This is a genomic window from Mycolicibacterium komossense, assembly GCF_025822605.1.
Classification (GTDB): Bacteria; Actinomycetota; Actinomycetes; order Mycobacteriales; family Mycobacteriaceae; genus Mycobacterium; species Mycobacterium komossense.
In genome coordinates, this window is sequence record NZ_JACKTY010000033.1 from 339,763 (window position 1) to 361,894 (window position 22,132).

Below are 22,132 nucleotides of genomic sequence, written 5' to 3' on the forward strand. Positions count from 1 at the left end.
CGTCTGAGCTCGTATAGTCGGGTGGATGGGCCGACCGATACACACCTTCGAGGTTGTGCGCACCGAGCAGATCGCACCGCATATGGTTCGCGTCGTCTTCGGTGGCACCGGCTTCGACACCTTCACCCCGAGCGAATTCACCGACTCCTACGTGAAGATTGCGATCATCCCGCACGGCGTCGACGTCGCGGCACTGCCGCAGCCGTTGACGCTGGACAGTTTCGGCGGACTCGAGCCGACCCAGCAGCCGGTGGTGCGGACCTACACCGTCCGCAAGGCCGACCCCGCAGCTCGGGAGATCGCGATCGATTTCGTGGTGCACGGCGAGCATGGTGTGGCGGGTCCGTGGGCGGCGTCCGTGCAGCCCGGCGATCCGGCATATCTGATGGGCCCCAGTGGGGCGTACGCGCCCGACCCAGCCGCCGATTGGCATCTGCTGGCCGGCGACGAAGCAGCGCTGCCCGCGATCAGTGTGGCAGTGGAAGCCTTGCCTGACGACGCGGTCGGGAAGGTCTTTATCGAGGTCGCCGGCCCGGAGGACGAGGTCTCGATCACCGCGCCCCCCGGCGTGGACGTGAAGTGGGTCTATCGCGGCGGCCGGGCGGATCTGGTGCCCGAGGAGCAGGCGGGTGATTTCGCGCCGCTCATCGCTGCGGTCAAGGAGACCAACTGGCTGCCCGGCCAGGTCCAGGTCTTCATCCATGGCGAGGCGCAGGCCGTCATGCACAACCTGCGTCCCTACATTCGCAACGAACGGGGTGTCGACGCGAAATGGGCATCGATTTCCGGGTATTGGCGCCGTGGCCGCACCGAGGAGACGTTCCGACAGTGGAAACGGGAACTCGCCGAGGCTGAAGCTTCGCAATAGCGGGCCAGTCTGCGACGGTGGGGACGTGTCGCCGTCCCTGCCGGCCGTCCTCGACGAGTTCGCGGCCTTCCTTGAACTCGAGCGTGGTCGGTCCGCGCACACCCAGCGGGCTTACCTGGGCGATCTCCGATCGCTGTTCGAGTTCCTGGAACAGCGGGTTCCCGGCGGCGACTTGTCCGCGCTCTCACTACCGCTGCTGCGATCCTGGCTGGCAGCGCAGGCCGGGGCGGGTGTCGCGCGCACGACGCTGGCACGCCGCACCTCATCGGTGAAGACGTTCACCGCGTGGGCGACGCGGCGCGGACTGCTCAGCGCCGATCCGGGCACCCGGCTGCGGGTCCCGAAGGCGCGTCGCACCCTGCCCGCCGTACTACGCCAGGACCAGGCGCTCGCCGCGATGAACGCTGCCAGTTCGGGCGCGCAGCAAGGTGATCCGCTGGCGCTGCGGGACAGGCTGATCGTCGAGCTTCTGTACGCGACGGGTATTCGGGTCAGCGAGCTGTGCGGGCTCGATATCGATGATGTCGATATCGGGCGTCGCGTGTTGCGGGTACTCGGCAAGGGCAACAAACAACGGACTGCGCCGTTCGGTGAACCCGCGGAGGACGCGTTACGGCGCTGGCTGGCCGACGGCCGGCCCGCGGTGGCGACCTCGACGTCGGGCCCGGCCCTGCTGCTCGGTGCTCGTGGCGGTCGCCTCGATGCTCGGCAGGCGCGCACTGTCGTGCACGAGACGATGAGTGCGGTCGAGGGTGCCCCGGATATCGGTCCGCACGGGCTGCGGCACAGCGCGGCCACGCACCTTCTCGAGGGCGGCGCGGACCTGCGCATCGTGCAGGAGATGCTGGGGCACTCCTCGCTGGCGACGACGCAGCTCTATACCCACGTCACGGTGGCCCGGCTGCGCGCCGTGCACGATCAGGCGCATCCCCGGGCCTGAGCGGTCACGGGTGCAGCGGTTTGAGCCGGATCGGCGTCGAGGCCAGCAGTCCGAGCGGGTTGACGTAATCGGCACGGGCCGCGGGCCCCCACATCGCCCCCCAGTGCAAACATGCCGCGGAACAGCCGCGGTGCCCCGCCGCCAGGGTTCCGATCGCAGTGCCCGCGTCGACCAGCTGACCCACCCGCACGGCGGCGACCACGGGCTCGTAGCTGGTGTGTAGACCGCCCGGGTGCGCCAGCGACACCACTGGCCGCCCGGCCAGAACGCCGGCGAAGATGACCGTCGCGGGAGCGGCCGCGTACACCGGTTGACCGAGCGCACCGGCCAGGTCGACACCTCGGTGGCCGCGATTCCAGTCCGGTGCCGGTGCGTTGTAGGCGCCGACGACGGCTGGCCGGGGCCGCAGCGGCCACTGCAGTCGCCCCGAGTCGGCCTGTGCGGGGCCGGCGAGTAGCAGGGGCACCGCCACTAGACTGATGAGAAAGCGCATCAGCGCAGCTCAGCTCAGTATCGGCGGTCCCGCCAGCCCGACTCAGGGGCATTGTGGATGGGCGCTTCGGTGTGGATAAAGCACCTATTTCCAGGGTGTAAACTCATGATCGCAACTCGTGTAAAAGCGGGTTGACTTCGCGCGTCTGCCCCGCGGCCCTGTTTGTGAAGGTCGCACCAGCATGCCGGGCGGTCCCGGACCTCATCAGAGGCCGGGTCCGGTATCGCGGCGGACGCCAGGGTTCGGCATCACCCGACGCCGGACGACAACCGACAAATAGAAAGCCAGCTAATCACTATGGCTGTTGTAACCATGAAGCAGCTGCTTGACAGCGGCACCCACTTCGGGCATCAGACCCGGCGCTGGAACCCCAAGATGAAGCGGTTCATCTTCACCGACCGCAACGGCATCTACATCATCGACCTGCAGCAGACGCTGACCTATATCGATCAGGCGTACGAGTTCGTCAAAGAGACTGTCGCCCACGGTGGCAGCGTGATGTTCGTCGGCACCAAGAAGCAGGCCCAGGAATCCATCGCCGAGGAAGCTACCCGCGTGGGCATGCCCTACGTGAACCAGCGCTGGCTCGGCGGCATGCTCACCAACTTCTCGACCGTGCACAAGCGCCTTCAGCGGATGAAGGAACTGGAAAGCATGGAGCAGACCGGTGGCTTCGAGGGTCGCACCAAGAAGGAAATCTTGATGCTGACCCGCGAGAAGAACAAGCTCGAGCGCAGCCTCGGTGGTATCCGCGACATGGCCAAGGTGCCGTCGGCGATCTGGGTCGTCGACACCAACAAGGAGCACCTGGCTGTCAGCGAGGCCATCAAGCTCGGCATCCCCGTCATCGCGATCCTGGACACCAACTGCGATCCCGATGTCGTGAACTACCCGATCCCGGGCAACGACGACGCCATCCGGTCGGCAGCGCTGCTGACCAAGGTGATCGCCTCGGCCGTCGCCGAAGGCCTCAAGGCCCGCTCGGGCGGCGGAAGTGCCGATGGCAAGGCCGAGGCCAATGAGCCGCTGGCCGAGTGGGAGCAGGAGCTGCTGGCGTCCGCCACGGCCACCGCCGCCCCGGCAGCTGCCGAAACGACCACTGACGCTTCCTGATTCTTTCGAAGGAAATCCTGAATTATGGCTAACTACACCGCTGCCGATGTCAAAAAACTTCGGGAGCTGACCGGCGCAGGCATGCTCGCATGCAAGAACGCGCTGGCCGAGGCGGACGGCGATTTCGACAAGGCCGTCGAAGAGCTGCGTATCAAGGGCGCCAAGGACGTCGGCAAGCGCGCTGAGCGCGCGACTGCCGAAGGTCTGGTCGCCGCCAAAGACGGCGCACTGATCGAGCTCAACAGCGAGACGGACTTCGTCGCCAAGAACGCCGAATTCCAGAAGCTGGCCGACGAGATCGTCGCCGCCGCCGTCGCCGCCAAGGCGACCGACGTCGACGCCCTCAAGGCGGCCAAATCCGGCGATTCCACGGTCGAGCAAGCCATCGCAGACCTGTCGGCGAAGATCGGCGAGAAGCTCGAACTGCGGCGCGCGGTGTACTTCGACGGCACCGTCGAGACCTACCTGCACAAGCGCTCGGCTGACCTGCCGCCCGCCGTGGGCGTTCTGGTCGAGTACACCGGTTCTGACAAAGAAGCCGCCCACGCGGTTGCTCTGCAGATCGCCGCGCTCAAGGCCAAGTACCTCACCCGTGAGGACGTCCCCGCCGACATCGTCGCCAACGAGCGTCACATCGCCGAGGAGACAGCCAAGGCCGAGGGCAAGCCCGAAGCCGCGCTGCCCAAGATCGTCGAAGGCCGCGTCACCGGTTTCTACAAGGACGTCGTGCTGCTGGATCAGCCGTCGGTGTCCGACAACAAGAAGACCGTCAAGGCTCTGCTCGACGAGGCCGGCGTGACCGTGACACGGTTCGTCCGGTTCGAGGTCGGCCAGGCCTAGTTCCGACTCGGGCGAGGGACGAGCCCGGGGAGAGAAGCTAGGCCGTTAGATCAGGCCTAGTTCCGACTCGGGCGAGGGACGAGCCCGGGGAGAGAAGCTAGGCCTGTTGGATCAGAAGCCTGACTTCGGTCTAATTCCACAATCCTGGGCGGCGCACCAACCGCTCACACGAGGCCCCGCGCCACTACCGGTGATCCCGGTGGCGTGGGGTCTCTTTTGTTGCGCCGCGGACTCTTTATTGTTCAGTGATGCAGATTTCCAGCTTCACAGACGATGCCCTCGGTGACCTCGACGCGGTCGGTGTCGCCGATGCACTGCGGGCCGGCGAAATCTCACGGGTGGAGGTTGTCGAGGCGGCGATCGCCCGGACGGAGAAGGTCAACCCGGTGCTCAACGGACTGGTGCATCAAGCTTTCGAGCGGGCGCGCGGACGGGCCGGCGCCCGGCAGCCGTACGGCGGCTTCTTCGACGGTGTGCCCAGTTTCATCAAAGACAACGTGTCGGTGGCGGGGATGCCGACGATGCAGGGCACCGACGCCTGGGAGCCTCGCGTGGAGTCCGCCGACGGGGATTTCGCGAAGGCGTACCTGGCGACCGGCCTGCTCCCGCTGGGCAAGACACAGATGTCGGAGTTCGGCTTCAGCGCGGCCGCCGAACATCCCCGACTGGGTCCGGTGCGCAACCCGTGGAACACCGACTACACCGCGGGCGCCTCCTCGTCGGGTTCGGGTGCGTTCGTAGCGGCCGGTGTGGTTCCGATCGCTCACGCCAACGACGGCGGGGGCTCGATCCGAATCCCTGCCTCCTGCAACGGCCTTGTCGGACTCAAGCCGACGCGCGGCCGGATTCCGCTGGACGCCGGGCACCGGCAGATGCCGGTACGCATCGTGGCCAACGGGGTGCTCACCAGGACCGTCCGCGATACCGCAGCGTTCTACCGCGAAGTCGAGAAGACCTGGCGTAACACCAAACTCCCCGCGATCGGCGATGTCAGGGGCCCCGGCCGGGAGCGGCTGCGCGTCGCCGTGCTGACTCGCTCGGTGATGCGTGACTGCAGCCCGGAGATGAAAGCGCTCACTCTCAAGACAGCCGCTCTGCTCGACGGGCTCGGGCATCATGTCGAACACCTCGATGAGCCGCCGATCCCGAAGTACTTCGTCGGCGACTTTGTCTTGTACTGGGCGTTTTTGGCGATGGCGCAGGTCCGGATGGGGGCGCGTGCATTCGGGCCCTCGTTCGACCGGACCCGCCTGGACAACCTGACTCTGGGGTTGGAGCAGCATGCGGTCCGCAACCTGCACCGGGTCCCGCTGGCCATCGCCCGGTTGGCCACCCTGCGCCGCTCCACCGCGCGTATCTACCGCACCTACGACGTGGTGCTGATGCCGACGCTGGCCGACACGACGGTGCCGGTCGGTCACCTCGACCCGACCGCCGACTACCACCAGATCATGGACCGGCTGATCGAGTGGGTGGCGTTCACCCCGTTGCAGAACGTCACCGGTGAGCCGGCGATCTCGCTTCCTCTGGCGGAATCGACAACGGGGCTGCCGGCGGGCATGATGTTCGGCGCCGCGATGGGTCACGACGCCCGGTTGTTAGAGTTGGCCTTCGAACTCGAAGCGGCCCAACCGTTCCGGCAGATCCCGGGCAGCTGAATCGAGGGCGTCTACCAGCGCACCGGCAGTGTTCTCCAACAGTGTCCCGGCGCGGGCAGGTGAGATGATGCCGTCGACGAAGCCGAGGTTCAACGCCAGGCCGTCCCGCCCCACGGTGCCGTATAACATCACGTAACCGCTGATCGACATGCCGGAGACCACCTGAACTCCCGACGCCGTCACTGCCCCGAACCGAGCAGGGAAGTCGCAGGTATCGACGAGGCTCACGCACAGGTTGCCGGGGCCCCGGTCGTCGAACATCGTGACGACCTGGTTGGTGAACGGCCGGGTGGCGGCCGCCATCACGCCCAGCAGACCGAGGTTGGCGAGGTGGTGTCGCTGCTCGACACCGGTGCGAAGGCGGCTGTCGAAGGCGAGGGCCGACTCCCAGAGCGACAGCCCTGGTCCGCACGCCACCGGGACCGCCACCATCGCCTGATAGCTGCCGGTCGTGTCGGCGGCGGGGGGCCGTGCCAGGTGCGAACGGAACGGTACCGACACGCTCACCGCGAAGGTCGCTCGCGCGCACTCGCTGTCGATGGCGGCAGCCTCGGCGAGTGCGGTCGCGATCGCCGCTTCGGGTTTGATTCCCCGGGCGTCGCACTCGGCCAACAGGTCCCGGCTCAGATCTGCCCCGATGGTGCGATGGACGAGGCGGGTGCGCCGCTCGGTCGGCGCCACCGCCTGCTCGGAGGGCAGTCGGCGCAGCGGTGGCCCACCGCGCCCGCCGGTGGCGTCGGCGACCATTCGGCCCAGTGCGCGCAGCTTCCCGCGTGCGCCACGAAAGCCCTTCGGCATCAACTGTTCCGGTGCCAGCGGCGCGGGTGTTTCTGGGCGCCATTCGTCGGGTCTGCCGTCGTATGCCAAGGCCAGCAGCTGCCGGCATAGCGTGACCATGGTGATCCCGTCGGCGACCGCATAGGTCGAGGTCAGTACCAGCTCGTGCGAGTCCGCGCCGACCTTGATCAGGGTGGCCCGCAGCAGAGGGCCGTCGGCGTCGAATCCGTCGTCGAGCTCGCGGTCGATCTCGTCGAGCCAGGATCCGCTGTCCACCAATCGAAGTGGAATGGACCTGGCTGCGGTCGGGACGAACACCCAACCGGTCCCGGCGCGGCGAATCCCGGCCCGCAGCTGCGGATGCTGGCGTACCAGGGCGTTGAGTGCGGCCTGGATGGCATCGGTGTCGATCCGCCCGTCGAGGCTCACCCGCGCACAGACATGCAGCGGCGCAATGCGGTCGGCCGCCCAGTGCCAGCTCTCCAACGCCGACAGGCGGCGCGGCAGTGCGCCGTCGATATCTCCGAATCCAGGCCAGGTCATCGGCTTGGAGATGAAGTCGCTGATCTTGCTGTCGGGGGCGTGCCGAACCAGGCGCTCGCGGGTCGCGGCCACCGTGCGGCTGGTGCCTTGTTCGATACGGCCCAGCGACCACGAACCGTTGACCAGTTCGGTGGTCCGGGGCACGCGTTGTTGCTCGTAGGCGCGCAGCGCGGCCTGCGGGTTGGCATGGGTCGAGAGTGCGTGGGCCAGCACCACCGCGTCTTCGATGGCGGAGTTGGCGCCCTGGCCGAGGCTGGGCAGCATGGGGTGGGCGGCGTCGCCGAGCAGCGTCACCCGTCCGGAACCCCACGCGGCCAACGGGGGGCGGTCCAGCGCGGGCACGGCGATGATGTCGGATTCGTCTGTGGCGGAGATGATCTCGCTGATCTCTGGTCCCCAGTCCGCAAAGCGACGCAGCAGATCGCTTTTACCGTGCGGCCAGTTCGCGGCCAGGGCGGGCGCGCAGGATTGGGCGGCCCACCAGTAGACCATCCCGTGGCCGCAGTCGTGTAGGCCGAAGCGCAGGCCCCGGCCCCAGAAGTGGACCGACTCTCCGTCCGCCAGTGACGGCGGCCGAAACGATGCCAGCGCCAGCCAGCACACGAAACCGCCGGGGCGCGGGTCGGCGGCACCGTGCAGTTGGGCGCGGATCGTCGAGTTGATTCCGTCGGCTCCGATCAGGACATCAGCCTCCAGGCGACGGCCGTCGGCGAGGTCCAGCGCGACGCCGTCGGCGCTCTCGGTGAACCGGATCGCCTCTGCTCCGGTCACGACGCGGAGATCGGGGCCCGCCGAGGCCAGCAGTATCTCGTGAATATCTTTGCGAGCCAGTACCACTGATGGCGCACCGAGCGTGGCGTCGACGGGCGTGACGTCGATACGGCGTAATTCCGAGCCGTCCGAGCGGCGGAAGCTGAAGGTGGTGACGGGACCACCCGCGCGGACAAGGGCCTCGTCGAGACCGAGGTCCAGGGTGCGCAGCGCATTCATCGCGTTGCTCTGGACGGCCAAGCCGAATCCGGCGGCGCGGTGTTGGGGGGCCTTTTCGCACAGGGTGACGTCGACACCCGCTTGCCGTAGTGCGGTCGCGGCGGTCAGGCCGCCGATGCCGGCCCCGACGATGATGGCCGAGCGGGTGCGTAGGTTACTCATTCTCACTCCTAGCGGTTGACGCGTTGCAGCGCAACACGATCGGCGAGGTGCAGTGCCAGCGCGCCGACATGCGGGTGGTTCATCATCGTCAGGTGGTCACCGGAGATGTCGACGACGTCGAGGCGCCCGTCGACGGCGGCGCCCCACCCGTTGGTCGGGTCACCGTAGTCGGATCCGATCTCGTCGTGGGCCGTGCGCAGTACCTCGGGCAATGGTTCGACGGCCTTGAGCAGCGTTACGTCGAGGTCGGTGCGCGGCATCTCGTACAGTGCGGCGGCCCGCCACGACGCCTGGAAGACGTTGAGTAGGCGACGCACCAGTTCCCTGGATCCGATGCCGGGAAGCACGCCATGTGCGATGGCGACGGCGAGGATGTGATCCAGGACGGCGTCATCGGCGGCGATGTGCTCCGGTACCGGGTCGACCGGGGTGTCAGCGCCGAGCTTGGCGTACAACAACTCCCACAGAAAATACGAGTGCAGTCGGGCCGGTGCCAGCTCGGCGCGTGCACCGGGGCGCACGGTCATGGTGTCCAGTAGCGTCAGTGACCCGATCTCGGCGCCCTGCTCGGCCAGTTGGCGGGCCATCTCGTAGGCGACCAGCCCGCCCAGCGACCAGCCGCCGAGGTGATATGGCCCCTCGGGGTGGACCCGCCGGATGGCATCGACATAGTCGGCAGCCATCTGCGGCAGGGAATCGGCTGGGACGGTGCCCGGCTCGATACCGGACGCCTGCAGGACGTACAGCGGTTGCTCGGCAGGCAGCATGGTGGCGAGGGCGCCGTAACACAGCACTGTGCCGCCGATCGGGTGCACCAGGAATAAGGGCGGGCGGTCTCCGGTCGGCTTGAGCGCCACCAGCGGGTCGAACGTCGTCGGGTTGGTGTCGCGGACCCGCTCGGCCAGCTCCGCCACGGTGGGGTTGGCGCCGAACGCCGACATCGGAATGCCGATACCGTAGCGCTGCTCGATGCCGATGATCAGCCGGACCGCCGAAAGCGAATCCCCACCGAGCGAGGTGAATTGGTCCAGCACCCCGACGCGTGGCAGCCCCAGCGCATCGGCCATCAGCCCGGCGATCACCAGTTCGTCCTCGGTGCGGGGCGCCACGTAGGTGATCTCGCGCAGCGGCAGCGGCAGCGCCGCGAGGACGGCGTCGGCCCGCTTACCGCTGGAGGTGCGGGGCAGCGCCTCGATCCACTCGTACCGGGTGGGCACCAGGTAGTCGGGCAGCCGATCGCGCATGGCGCGGTCGAGCCGAGCCGGCACCGTATCGTCACCGCCGCCGACCAGGTAGGCGACGAGTTGTGTTGCAGCACTGGATCTACCGGCGACGGACCGGGGAATGACGGCGACTTCGGCAACGGCGTCATAGTCGGCAGCGAGCCGGGTCAGCGCCAGTTCGGCCTCCATCGGCTCAACGCGATGTCCGCGCACCTTGACCTGGCTGCCGCGGCGGCCGTCGAGGACCAGCCCGCCGCCGGGCAGCCGACGTCCCAGATCGCCGGTTCGGTAGCACCGGTGACCGCCGAATGCGGGCAGGCGGCTGAACATCGTGGCGGTCAGTTCGGTGTCACCCAGATAGCCGTCGGCAAGGGCAGCTCCGGCGACCCAGATCTCGCCGGGCGCGCCGTCGGGAACAGGGCGCCCGTGCGTGTCCAGCACGAGGACGTTGACGCCCGCGATCGGCTCACCGATCGGCGGCAGCTCGGGGAACGCCGCTGGATCCCCGGTCATGGTGAAGTGCGTGACGACGTGAGTTTCGGTGGGCCCGTATTGATTCTCCAAAAGGATCCCGGCGCGGCACAGCGCACGGATCGCGTCGGTCACGCGCAGTTGCTCGCCGGAGGAGATGATGATCTGCAACGCCGTAGGAACCGACTCGCGGGCGGCGGTGAGTTCGGCGAGTGCCTGCAACGCCACGTACGGCAGGATGACCCGCTCGGTTCGGGTGGCATCGACGATGTCCAGGAGGGCTGGCAGGTCACGGCGATCCTGTTCGGACACCAGGACCAGCCGGCCACCACCGCACAGTGTCGAGTAGATCTCCTGGAACGAGACGTCGAACGTCAGCGGCGCGAACGCCAAGGTGTCCGGTGCCCGGCCCGTATCGACGCACCGTCCGCTCGGCACCGACAATTGCCAGCCGACCAGGTTGGCCAGTGCGCGGTGCGGCATCACCACACCCTTCGGTTGCCCGGTCGAGCCCGACGTGAACAGCAGGTAGGCCGGGTCCTCCAGCCGCACTGTGGGCAGCGCCGATTGTTCTGCGGTGTGCAGTAATTCGGCCAGAGAATCGTCGGAGATCATCGTCACCGGGTTGGCCTGTTCGAGCACCGCATGGTGCCGGGCTACCGGCTGCGCAGGGTCCAGTGGCACACACGCGCCGCCGCTGCGTGCGATACCCAGGACGGCCGCGATCTGTTCCGGGCTGCGGCCGGCCGCCAGCGCCACTCTGTCGCCGGCGGCGACACCACGTTCGATCAAGCCGGCTGCGATCCGTGCCGACATCGACTCGAGTTCACCATAGGTGACCGCCCGCGTTCCGAATTCCAGAGCGACGGCCTGCGGGTGCCGCGCTGCCCGGTCGACGAACAGTTCGACGACACTGGCCACCCGTGCGGCGTCCGGATCCGGCAACGCCGGGGCGGCGACGTGGAAGTCGACCGCTGCTGCCGGATCGGTGCAGATCCTTTCCAGCACGCTCAGGTAGGTGGCTCCGATGTGTTCGAGCTGCGCGCCGGTGAAGCTGGCAGCGTCGCCATCGAGCCGGATCTGCACTGTGCCGTCGCGGGGATCGCGCGAAATATTCACCAGCAGAGCAAAATTGGTGTCCTCATTGACCTCTACGTCGAGCAATTCGATACCGAGGGCGCGCACCGCTGCACCTGCCTGGTGGAAGTTCACGTAGTTGAATGCCACGTCGAACGCCAGGTCGGTATCGCGCTGGATGTCGGCGACCGGGTAGTGGGCATGGCGCGCGGAGGCCAGTTCCTGGCCGAATGCCGCGTGAACCACCGAGCGCCATGTCATCTCAGCTGTATCCACCCGGACCGGCACCGTATTGAGGAACAGCCCGGCGGTGCGCTCCGCATGTGCGCGCTGCGGCCGGCCGTGGGCCACCACGCCTGAGGTTACATCGGTCTGGTCGCAGAGCAGGCCGACGGTGAGCAGGTGGGCGGCCAGGTAGACCGATTTGACGGGGACATGCTCGGTGGCGGCGATCCGGTTTGCGTTTGCACCCATCTGCGCCGGCATCGCCACGGTGTGCCGCAGGCGTGCGCTCGGGGGCGATGCCGCGCCGCCAGTACGGGCGGAGCAGTGCCGCCAGCCCGGGATGCGGATCGTCGGTGCCCCGGCAAGGAGTTCGGACCAATAGGTGGCATCGCTCGGGTCACTTCGGGAAAGACGTTCGGCGCGAACGTACTCCGCGAAAGACGGCAGCGCAGCGGCGGCAACGGCGCTGATCGCCGGGCGGTCCAGGTGTCGGTAATCCTGGAGCAGTTCAGCGAGGATGGTCGATACGCTCCAACCGTCGAGGATGGCGTGGTGGAAGGCGAATACCACGTCCACCAGGTCCTCGGTGTCGCGCCGGCGGTCGGGAAGCAGGAAAACACCGAGATGGTGCAGGCCCGGTTCGTCGAGCTGGTAGCCACGGTGCCTCCGGTCGGTGATATGTTCGCGGACAACGGCTTCGGCTTCCGCTGACTCGGCAGCACGCAGGTCCACGACGGACAGCGGCGCCTCGATACCCGGATGCACCACCTGCAGGGGTTCGCTGAACCCGGCCAGATGAAACGAGGTGCGCAACGCGGGGTGCCGCGCGATCAGCCGGCCCAGTGCGATCCGCCAGTTCGTCTCGTGCCACGGCATGTGCAGTCGGTACCGGAAGACATCGTGATACGTGGAGGAATTCGCGTGTGCAGTGGCGTGGAACAACATGCCCAGCTGCAGCGTGGTCAGCGGGTAGGCGTCTTCCGCGTCGGCCAGTCGGGTGCGATCGATGGCGCTGATGAGTTGGAACGGCTCGACCGGTGGCACCGGCTCTGAGCCGCCGAACGTGTGCTGGGCGAGTTCGGCGACCGTCGGGTACCGGGCGATATCGCGGGTGTCTAACGTCAGCCCGCGCTGCTCGGCCAGCGCCCGGACCCGCAGCGTGAGGATGGAGTCGCCCCCCAGGTCGTAGAAATTGTCGTGCACCGACACCGAGGGGACGTCGAGGACTTCCTGCCACACCGCCGCCAGGGCCGCTTCGACATCATCGCGTGGGGCGGTGTGCACCGCGGGTGGTGTGTACTGCCGCAAGGCCATCAACGCGGTCCGGTCGGCCTTCCCGCTGGAGGTCACCGGGATCTCGTCGACGTGCCAGAACTGCGCGGGCACCATGAAATCCGGAACCAGCTGGGCGAGAGAAGCCCGTAGGCCGGGTGTGTCCGGTCCAGCCGGGGCAACGTAGAAGGCCGCGAGATGGGTTCCGCGGCTGGGTGTGTGCTCAGCGACGACGACGGCGTCGGTGACTCCTGGTATGCGGGAGATGGCCTGCTCGACTTCGCCGGGCTCGACGCGGTTACCGCGGATCTTGACCTGACGGTCGATACGCCCGAGATATTCGAGCTGACCGTCGGCCAGCCACCGGGCCAGATCACCGGTCCGGTACATGCGTTGCCCCGGGTGGAACGGGTCGTCGACGAAGGACTGTGTGTCGAGATCGCCGCGGTTCAGGTAGCCGCGCGCGACGCCGGCGCCGGCGATGCACAATTCGCCACCGATGCCGACCGGTTGCGGCTGGCCCGCGGGAGAGAGGACATAGAGGCGAGTGTTGTCGATCGGCCTGCCGATCGGGATGCGCCGCGGCGGTTCGTCGGTGTCGGTCGGGCAGTCGAACCACGACACATCGACCGTTGCCTCGGTCGGCCCGTAGAGGTTGACCAGACGCGGCGCCGCGGCAGCACGATGGGCGAAGGCGCGGTTGAAGCGCAGCACCTGGCTTGGGCGCAGCGCCTCACCACTGCAGAACACCAGCCGCAGACTGTCGGCATCCCCGAGTGCACGGTCCGACTCCTCGAGGGCGTCGAGAAACGGGGTCAGCATCGACGGGACGAAATGCATGACGGTGACTCGTGACGCCGCGACGGCCTCCAGGATGGCCCGCGGATCCTTCTCGTCGCCGGGTGCCAACAGCGCGACGGCCGCGCCCTGCATCGCCCACCAGAACAGCTCCCACACCGAGACGTCAAACGAGATCGACGTCTTCTGCAGGATGACGTCACCCGGCCCGATCGGATAGCGGCGCTGCATCCAGTCCAACCGGTTCAGTACGGAATGATGTTCGACTGCAACCCCTTTGGGTCTTCCCGTCGAACCGGAGGTGTAGATGACGTAGGCGAGGTCACGCCCTGATGGCACTGGCTCTGTGGACCTCGGTCCGCCGGTCGGCGCCGCCGGATGGATGACCGGCGTGTCGGCAGGCAGCGGTACCGCTTCGTCGGCGAGCGCGACGGCTGCGGCGCTGTCGCTCAGGACGTAGCCGATGCGCTCGGCGGGATGGCGTGGGTCGACCGGCACGTACGCGGCACCGGCATGCAGGGCCGCGAACACCGAAGTCACCAGTTCGGGGCTGCGCTCGACGATCACTCCGACACGGTCCCCGGTGGTGATGCCGCGGGCACGCAATGTCTCGCCGAGTTCGGCGGTGCGCGTGGCGAGCTCGGCATAGGTTACCGGTGGTGTGGCGTCGGACAGCACGGCGACCGCATCCGGCGTGGCCGCTGCCTGCGCCATGATCCGGTCGATGACGCTGGACGTGTCGTCACTGGGCACTGCCGTGCTGCACGCGCGGTCGGTCAGCGTGTCGTACTCCTGCGCCGAGAGCATCGACAGCGTCGTCGGATCCGCGTCGAGCGCGTCGAGCCCGGCGTAGAGCAACGTCTTCAGCTGACGCTCGACCGCTTCGATGGGATAGTCCTCGTCGAACACATCGGTGGCGTAGTCGAAGATCAGCTCCATCGGACCGTCCTGGTCGAGCTCGTGGATGTGCACCGCGAGGGTGAGCACATCAGATCCCTGGGGCAGGCCCTCGACGCTCTCCACGATGTCCGACAGCCCCCCGGCCTGGGGCAGCCGAAGGTAGTTGACGGTGACATCGAACAGCGGTCCCGGTGGACGGCCTTCGCGACGCAACTCGCTCATCAGGTCGCCGAGCGCAAAACGCTGGCGTGCCTTGGTGTTCTGCACCCGTTGTTTGACATCGGCGACGACGTCGCGCAGAGCGGAGTGTGTGCGCAGATCAATGCGCAGCGGCAGCGTATTCGCCAGATGGCCACCCACCAGACCCATCTCGGCGGGGGTGGTGCGGTTGTTCAGCGGGATGCCGACCGTGACGTCGTCACTACGCAGTACCGCGCCCAGGTAGGTGCCGACCATGGTGCACAGATAGGGAAAGAACGGCAGGCCCAGGGACCGTACCCGGTTCGCGAACTCGCGCGGCAGCTCGCAGACGTATCTCTGTACCGGCGCGAGTGTCACCCCCGGCCGGTCGAACAGGGCCGCCGCCGCCGTACGAGTCCGGTCGACCAGGAAGTCACGGTCGTCGCGCCACTGCGGCGAATTCCGATACTCATGGGCGCTGTCCACTGCGTCACGGAATGAGGTCGCGGGCAATGCAGCAGGTTCGCCGGTGGCCACCACGCTGGTGTAGTCGGTCAGCACGTAGGCGGCGAGGGTGAACAGCCCGGTGGCGTCGGTCGCGACGTGATGCGAGCGCAGCAGCACCGAGTACGCTTCTGCGCTCTCGCGAAGCAAGATCAGCTGCAGCGGGACACGGCCGTCGCGCAGGTCGATGGGGGAGTTCATCTCGGCGCGGATGACCGCTTGTGCCGCGGCGGCCGGATCGGGATGTGCCGACAGATCGCGATGGTCGATCGGCGGCATCTGCTGCGCCCATTCTTGATACGGCACGCCGTCGGAAACGCCGAACCGTACGCGCATCGCGTCATGGTGTTGCCACGCGCGCTCGTAGCATTCGATCAGCAGGTCGATATCGATATCACCGACGAGGTGAGCCTGCAACCCCGAGACATAACAGGTCTGTCCAGGGAACAGCTCGGTGATCATCCAGAGATCACGCTGGTAGGCACTGAGCTGCCGACGCCACTGATGGGCCCCGTCGGTACCGGAGCCGGCCTGCGTCAACGAGTCGACGGTATTCACGATCTGTGTTGCACCCTTCGTCAGAACCGGACGGAGCCGAGCAAAAGTCGGTCACCGCCAACGGGGGATGCTAAATCGACGCGGAGGAAAATGGTGGGCTACCTTTCGCGCATCGGCCCAGGTAATGGCGCCCACGGCGGGCCAGGGCGCGGAGTCGACGCCGAGATGCCGCGGGCGCCGCCCGGCGCATCAGGGCCACGACCGCTGATTCCGCAGCCTGTCCATCGACAGGAAATGAATTCGCCGCCCAAATCTGGGAATGAGGTCAGACTGGCGCTTCGCGCCGACGAACGCGAAGCTGCCCACCCGTGGCCGCTGATCAAAGCCACCGCACCAAGTGGATTCGGCAACGAAATCCGTTGTGCCCGCGATACACCGACGTAACCGGGATCCGGCCGAGTTAACGCGCCGGACACTGCACGCGCCAACCGGCGAAACAACTCGATCCGAACATCGCACTTGATATGGAGACCTCAACGACTACAGCGACATCACCGCGACCGCCGGCGATCGAACTCAGTACCGGGAACACCTTCATGTGTCTGGTGCGGTTCGCGTTCGCCAACATCCGGCGACGCCCCGAACGGTTCGTGCTGTCCGTGCTCGGCATCGCCCTCGCACTCGCCTGTGTCTGCGTCGTGCGCACGATATCGTCGAGTTTCGCTATCACCGGCGCGGATTCGGTGACCGACGTCCTGGGTGAGGCGCAGCTGTGGGCCGTCCCCGCGGCCGGCGTGCACTTCGATCAAGGGGCGCAAGCGCTTATCGCCGACGGGGCTGCCCCGGACATCGCGATTCCCGATGGCTGGCGCGGTGTCCGCACGATCTCCGGGTTGACCGAGATCAACGGCAACCCGGTATCGCTGCGCGGAACCGACGAAATACCATCGGGCCAAGCTGTTTTCGGTTCTGCACTGGCCGAACGCCTCCTGGTGAACGCTGGCGACGCCATCAGCATCGGCGGCCAGCGGGTGACCGTCGCGGTCGACGGCAGCGGGCAATCGGCAACGGTGTCATCGGCTCTGGCGCAGTCCGTGGTCGGTGACAAGGGATGGTGGACCGTCTATGCGCCGGCCGGAGAGGAGAAGCGCCGCGATATCGCCCAGATCTTCGGGACAGCCGTCGGCCTGCCGGCGACCGCGGACCCCTCGATCCAACCGGAAGCCGGTGGCCAAGGGCTGGTCTATGACACCGTCGGCGGCTCTGGGCCGTTGACCTTCGACCAGAAGTTCTCGGCATTGTTCTCGGGCAAGGTGACCAGCTCCACGCTCGGACTGATCTCGACGATCGGTCTGGTGCTCGGTTTCGTCATCGCGGTGTCGTCATTTCTGGCCGCGGTACAGGAGCGAAAGCGGGAGTTCGGCATCATGTCGAGCATCGGGCTGGCCGATGAAGTGCTGTACTTCTTCCTCGTCGAATCCTTCATCGTGTTCGTTGCGTCCTACGTGTTAGGCGTGTTAGGTGCGGGAGTTGCTGTAGCACTGGTTATTCCGGGTATTGCCACCCCGGCGGCGTGGTTGCAGGCGTGCGGCATGGTCCTGGCTTTCGTGCCTGCGATGGCGATCGTCGGCGCGCTGGTTCCTGTTCACCGGCTGCTACAGCAGCGCCCCGTAGATCTGCTGGGAGACCGCTGATGATCCGTTACGGCCTGTCCTATGGCTACATGTCGGCGCGCCGCCGCATCAAAGAGATGATCCTGCCCGTGGTGACCACCGCCACCGGCGCCTTCCTCGTCGTTCTGGTCTTCGGGATGTCTGCGGGAATTCAGGCCCAATCCGCAACGCTGGGCCACGCCGACGAGATCAACCGAGCCGTGATACTGATCTCGGTGACCGTCTTGTTGGTCGGCGTTGTGGAGGTGGCGGTCGCGACCACGCGCACAGTCGCGCATCGCACTCGTGAACTCGGTGTGCTCGGCGCCAACGGTGTTCCTCGCAAACCGGTGGTAACCGCTCTGCTCGTGGAGCCGGTCGTAGCGGCTGTCCTTGGCGCAGTACTAGGTGCGGTACTGGCAGTTATCAGCGGAATAGCCTTAGGTGCAACGGGATTTGCGCCCGCCGGGGTCTCCTCCGGCGGACTGGCGGTTGGCTCTCTCATTGCGATCGGCGTCAGCATCGTGGCCGCGGTCGCCACCAGCATTGTGCCCACGTGGAACGCGGCGTCGCGTCCCCCCATCCGATCCCTATCCAGCGGAGGCTAGAAAACCATGACCGCGATAAACGACACCACGGCGACCACGTCGGCAGAGCCGACGGTGGGGGCACCGGTGGAACTGTCGAAGACGCCCGTCATCGAGATCAGTGACGTGTGGAAGCTGCACAAGCTCGGCGATGAGGTGGTCAAAGCTCTCATCTCGGTGGATTTGACGGTGCTGCCCGGCGAGTTCGTCTGCCTGATGGGTCCCAGCGGCAGCGGGAAGTCGACACTTCTCAACATGATCGGCGGTCTCGACCGACCCACGAAGGGGTCGATCATCGTCGCCGGCCGCGATACCGGCAAGCTCACCGAGAGCCAGTTCGCGGCGCTGCGGCATGAGACGGTCGGCTTCATCTTCCAGAGCTACAACCTGATCCCGTTCCTGTCGGCGGTCGAGAACGTCGAGTTACCACTGATGTTCGAACCCTACGACCGGAAGTCGTTGCGCAAGCGCGCCTTGGAGCTTCTCGACCTCGTCGGACTCAGCCACCGGGTGGACCACCAGCCGACCAAGATGTCGGGAGGTGAGCAGCAGCGCACCGCGATAGCGCGCTCGCTGATCAGTAATCCGACGCTCGTTCTCGCCGATGAGCCGACAGCCAATCTCGATCACCGGACTGGAGAGACGGTGGTCCGCATGTTGCGCGACCTGTGTTCGACGCTCGGCGTCACAGTTGTTGCCAGCACCCATGATCCCACGGTGGCCGACGAAGCGAGCCGTGTCGTCCGGATGAAAGATGGACAAATCATCAATTGAGCAAGCCGGAAATTCAACTGATCCAACGGGATTGGGAGTAAACACGTATGACCCAAGAACTCGAGACTTCGGCCTCGGCGCACCGCGACAAGCTCCTCACCACTGAGCTTGTCCCTGAACAGATTCTCCCCAAAGTGATGACCACCTTCGGGCTGGTCGCCACGTATGTGTTCATCATCTGTTGGATCACCGGCTCATCGGTCATCGCATCCGGTGGCTGGACCGCCATCCCGATGTGGATCCTCGGTATCCTCACCTTCCTCGTGCCGGCCGGTATGGCTGTCGCCGAACTTGGCAACCTGTGGCCAGGTCAGGGCGGCGTGTACATCTGGGCGACCCGCACGATGGGTGAGACCTGGGGCTTCATCGGCGGTTACCTGTCCTGGATACCGGTCATCCTCAACGCCGCTTCGTCACCTGCGGTGGTGGTCCAGTTCCTGCTGCTGGCCTTCCACGCCGAACTCGGTCTGACCGTCAGCATCATTTTGCAGTTGGTCATCCTCTGGGCTGTGATCGGTTTGGCCTTGGCGAAACTCGCCGCCAACCAGCGAGTGATGAACACCGTTTTCATCATCTACGGCGTGCTTACGGCGGTCATCTTCGTTTCCGGCCTCGTTTACGCCGTCAATAACGGTTCGGCTACCCCGTTCGCTCTGCGCGACGTGATGGTGCCCGACTTCGCCGGCGCCGGCTTCCTTTACGGCACCGTGCTGCTGTACCTGCTCGGTGTGGAGACTCCGTACAACATGGGGGCGGAGTTCCTCTCGGTGCGTAAGAGTGGACCGAAGATGGTCATCTTGGGCTCAGCTGCGCTGGTCGTCATCTACTTGATGACCACGGTGGGAACGATGCTCGCATTGCCCAGTGACCAGATCGATCCGGTCACCGGTGTCATCGGCATGCTGGGCGTTGCCGCCCCCAAGGGTGTGATGGAAGTCGCGGCCGTCGTCTTGGCCGGGATCATCTTCGTGGCGTTGGTTGCCTACCAGATCGCGTACTCGCGCCTGATCTTCGTTTCCGGCCTCGAGCGGCACCTGCCGCGGATTTTCACCCACCTCAACCCGCGCACCCGTAACCCGGTGACGGCCGTACTGATCCAGGGTGTGCTCTCGTCGCTGATCCTGGTGGGGTTGTACTCGCAGAGCAGCATGGCCAATGTCACCATCTTCATCCAGGGTGGGCTGTCCACCGTCTGGCTGGTTTCCGGCGTGTTCTTTCTCTTCCCGGTCATCATCGCCCGCAAGAAGTATGCGGATCGTTATGCCAACGAACAGTTCTGGCGGATTCCCGGCGGCAGTGTCGGAGTCTGGGTCACTGTCATCGTCGGCACGATCGGCACTATCGGGGGCGTGTACTACTCGTTCGCCAAATCCTGGATCAAGGATGTCCCGGACAGCACCTGGATGACCTGGACCGGCGGCATCTCGATCGGCATCGTCGCCCTCGGTGTGGCCGTCTACGTGTTCGGCCGCCGTGCCGCGCACAAGACCAGCAGCGAAGACGCATTGGCTCACCTCGCCGTGCTCGATCTCACCAAGAAGAACGAAACAGAGGCGGTCTAACCGATGACATTGGACAGCACTGTTCTGAGTAGTTCGGGAACTGGTGACGGTATCCGCTATCCGCTTGATCCGCTGTCCGGCTCGGAAATCGAGTCGGCGGCACGGATCATCACGGAGTCCGAATATGGCACTCCGACAATGAAGTTCGTGATGATTCACCTGGCGGAGCCCGAGAAGACGCCGTCGCTCACGTTCGACCCGTCCATCCCGGTGCCCCGGCAGGCGTTCGCCACGATGTACGACGGTGCCGCCAAGATGGTCTACGAAGCGACAGTCGACATCGTCGCCGGTGTCATCGAGTCGTGGCAGCCTGTCCCCGGCCGGTTTCCGTCGTATCTGGTCGAGCACATGACCGGCGTCGAGGAGAAGGTCCGTGCCGACCCCAGATGGCAGGAGGCGATGCGCAAACGCGGCGTCACCGATTTCGATCTCGCCATGGTCGATCCGTGGCCGGCCGGCTATTACGGCGCGCAGGATCATTACGACAACTCGGCACTGATCTGCCGCCCGCTGACCTTCATGCGGGCTGCGCGTTCGGAGCACGGCTATGCGCGTCCGGTGGAAGGCTTGATCGTCACCTTCGATCTCGACGCGATGGAGGTCATCGAGATCGAAGATCACGGTGTGGTGCCGTTGCCGCCGAAAAGTGGAAACTACGACCCTCGGTTCATGTTCGACGAGGACAACCGGCCGGCGTTCACCGAGTTCCGGGATGGCGTCAAACCGATCGAGATCACCCAGCCCGACGGGCCGAGCTTCACCGTCGACGGTTGGAATGTGCAGTGGCAGAAGTGGTCGCTGCGTATCGGTTTCAACCCGCGTGAAGGTGTCACCATCCACGAGGTGAGCTACACCGACCGCGGAGAGACCCGGCCGATCCTCTACCGCGGCTCGCTCTCGGAGATGGTGGTGCCCTACGGTGACACCTCGCCGACGCACTGGAACAAGAACGTGTTCGACATGGGTGAAGTGGGGATGGGGTTCTCCGCGAACCCGCTGACCCTGGGGTGTGACTGCTTGGGGGAGATCCACTACTTCGACGGCACGGTCAACGACTCCAACGGTAATGCAGTGGTGATTCCCAATGCCATCTGCATGCACGAGGAGGACTACGGAATCTCCTGGAAGCACACGGATTTCCGTACCGATGAGGTGGAAGTACGGCGCTCGCGCCGGTTGGTCGTCTCGATGATCTGCACCGTCGGCAACTACGAGTACGGGTTCTTCTGGTACTTCTACAACGACGCCTCGATCGAGGTCGAGGTGAAGCTCTCAGGTGTGCTCACCACGGGTGCGGTCGAGGAAGGAGAGCTGCCCCGTTGGGGCAAGCTGGTGGCGCCGGGCATCTACGGCCCGAATCACCAGCACTTCTTCAACTTCCGCCTCGACATGAGTGTCGACGGGGCGAAGAACAGTGTGTACGAGGTGGATTCGATTCCTGAGCCCGACCCGGAGCGGAACCCGCACAAGAATGCCTGGATCACCCAGGACACGCTGGTCGGATCGGAGGCCGTCGGAGCCAGGGACTGGAATTGGAACACCGGCCGGTACTGGAAGGTGACCAACCCGTCCAAGAAGAACGAGCTCGGCAGCCCGGTGGCCTACAAGCTGGTGCCCCGCGAGATCGTTCCGGTGATGGTGCAGGAAGGCTCATACATCTACGACCGGGCGAAGTTCGTCCAGCACAACCTGTGGGTGACCAAGTACGAGCCGGGTGAGAAGTTCGCCGCAGGCGACTACATGTACCAGTCCGCGGACGCTCAGGGCTTGCCGGAGTTCATCGCCGACGACGCTCCGCTGGAGGACACCGACGTCGTGCTCTGGTACACGCTGGGTGCCCATCACATCGTCCGGCCCGAGGACTGGCCGGTGATGCCGTGCGCTTACGCCGGATTCCATCTGAAACCGATCGGATTCTTCGACGGGAACCCGGCACTCGACATCCCGCCGACCCCGCCGAAGGCGTGCCACTCGGCGCATCACGCCGGTCTACCGGTGGCAACCAGGGCGCGGGAGTCCTAGCTG

General features: G+C 66.0%; 13 protein-coding genes. 10 read left to right on the plus strand and 3 right to left on the minus strand.

The window, feature by feature from the left end:
- The first annotated feature begins 25 nt into the window (after positions 1-25).
- Complete coding sequence (locus H7J73_RS22210) at positions 26-868, plus strand: siderophore-interacting protein (protein WP_264069834.1); 843 nt, start codon at positions 26-28, stop codon at positions 866-868.
- 37 nt (positions 869-905) lie between these two features.
- The gene (locus H7J73_RS22215) at positions 906-1,808 is read left to right on the plus strand and encodes a tyrosine recombinase XerC (protein ID WP_264069926.1); all 903 of its coding nucleotides are present in this window, start codon (positions 906-908) and stop codon (positions 1,806-1,808) included.
- Between the two features lie 4 nt (positions 1,809-1,812).
- Here H7J73_RS22215 and H7J73_RS22220 read toward each other — a convergent pair whose 3' ends face one another.
- Entirely contained in the window at positions 1,813-2,301 is a 489-nt protein-coding gene (locus H7J73_RS22220; RefSeq protein ID WP_264069835.1) for a M23 family metallopeptidase, read from the minus strand.
- A gap of 297 nt (positions 2,302-2,598) precedes the next feature.
- Here H7J73_RS22220 and rpsB point away from each other — a divergent pair, with 297 nt between their 5' ends.
- The 3 genes from rpsB to H7J73_RS22235 all read left to right on the plus strand — a co-directional run bounded on the left by rpsB (position 2,599) and on the right by H7J73_RS22235 (position 5,912).
- Positions 2,599-3,414, plus strand: a complete 816-nt coding sequence (gene rpsB / locus H7J73_RS22225; protein WP_264069836.1) for a 30S ribosomal protein S2 — start codon at positions 2,599-2,601, stop codon at positions 3,412-3,414.
- A gap of 24 nt (positions 3,415-3,438) precedes the next feature.
- Positions 3,439-4,254 (plus strand): translation elongation factor Ts, encoded by an 816-nt coding sequence (tsf, locus tag H7J73_RS22230; RefSeq protein ID WP_264069837.1) that lies wholly within the window; start codon positions 3,439-3,441, stop codon positions 4,252-4,254.
- 248 nt (positions 4,255-4,502) lie between these two features.
- Entirely contained in the window at positions 4,503-5,912 is a 1,410-nt protein-coding gene (locus H7J73_RS22235) for an amidase (protein ID WP_276031558.1), read from the plus strand.
- Here H7J73_RS22235 and H7J73_RS22240 read toward each other — a convergent pair.
- Together H7J73_RS22240 and H7J73_RS22245 are read right to left on the minus strand one after the other, a co-directional pair.
- Positions 5,853-8,384: an FAD-dependent monooxygenase gene (locus H7J73_RS22240; RefSeq protein ID WP_264069839.1), complete on the minus strand. Its 2,532-nt coding sequence runs from the start codon at positions 8,382-8,384 to the stop codon at positions 5,853-5,855. The genes H7J73_RS22235 and H7J73_RS22240 overlap by 60 nt on opposite strands.
- 8 nt (positions 8,385-8,392) lie before the next feature.
- A complete protein-coding gene (locus tag H7J73_RS22245) occupies positions 8,393-15,592 on the minus strand; it encodes a non-ribosomal peptide synthetase (protein WP_264069840.1) in 7,200 nt (2,399 codons plus the stop codon).
- 464 nt (positions 15,593-16,056) lie between these two features.
- Between H7J73_RS22245 and H7J73_RS22250 the strand changes: the two genes are divergently transcribed.
- From H7J73_RS22250 to H7J73_RS22270, 5 genes are read left to right on the plus strand one after another with little or no spacing between them, the layout of a single operon-like run.
- Positions 16,057-17,226 carry an FtsX-like permease family protein gene (locus H7J73_RS22250; RefSeq protein WP_264069841.1) on the plus strand — a complete coding sequence of 390 codons (1,170 nt, stop codon included), beginning with the start codon at positions 16,057-16,059 and terminating at the stop codon, positions 17,224-17,226.
- On the plus strand, positions 17,226-17,792 hold the full coding sequence (locus H7J73_RS22255; protein ID WP_264069842.1) for an ABC transporter permease: 567 nt from the start codon (positions 17,226-17,228) through the stop codon (positions 17,790-17,792). Before H7J73_RS22250 ends, H7J73_RS22255 begins: the two co-directional genes overlap by 1 nt.
- 6 nt (positions 17,793-17,798) lie before the next feature.
- Complete coding sequence (locus tag H7J73_RS22260) at positions 17,799-18,545, plus strand: ABC transporter ATP-binding protein (RefSeq protein WP_264069843.1); 747 nt, start codon at positions 17,799-17,801, stop codon at positions 18,543-18,545.
- A gap of 47 nt (positions 18,546-18,592) precedes the next feature.
- Positions 18,593-20,107, plus strand: coding sequence for an APC family permease (locus H7J73_RS22265; RefSeq protein ID WP_264069844.1), 1,515 nt, complete (start codon positions 18,593-18,595; stop codon positions 20,105-20,107).
- A gap of 3 nt (positions 20,108-20,110) precedes the next feature.
- Complete coding sequence (locus tag H7J73_RS22270) at positions 20,111-22,129, plus strand: primary-amine oxidase (protein ID WP_264069845.1); 2,019 nt, start codon at positions 20,111-20,113, stop codon at positions 22,127-22,129.
- The last annotated feature ends 3 nt before the right edge of the window (positions 22,130-22,132 follow it).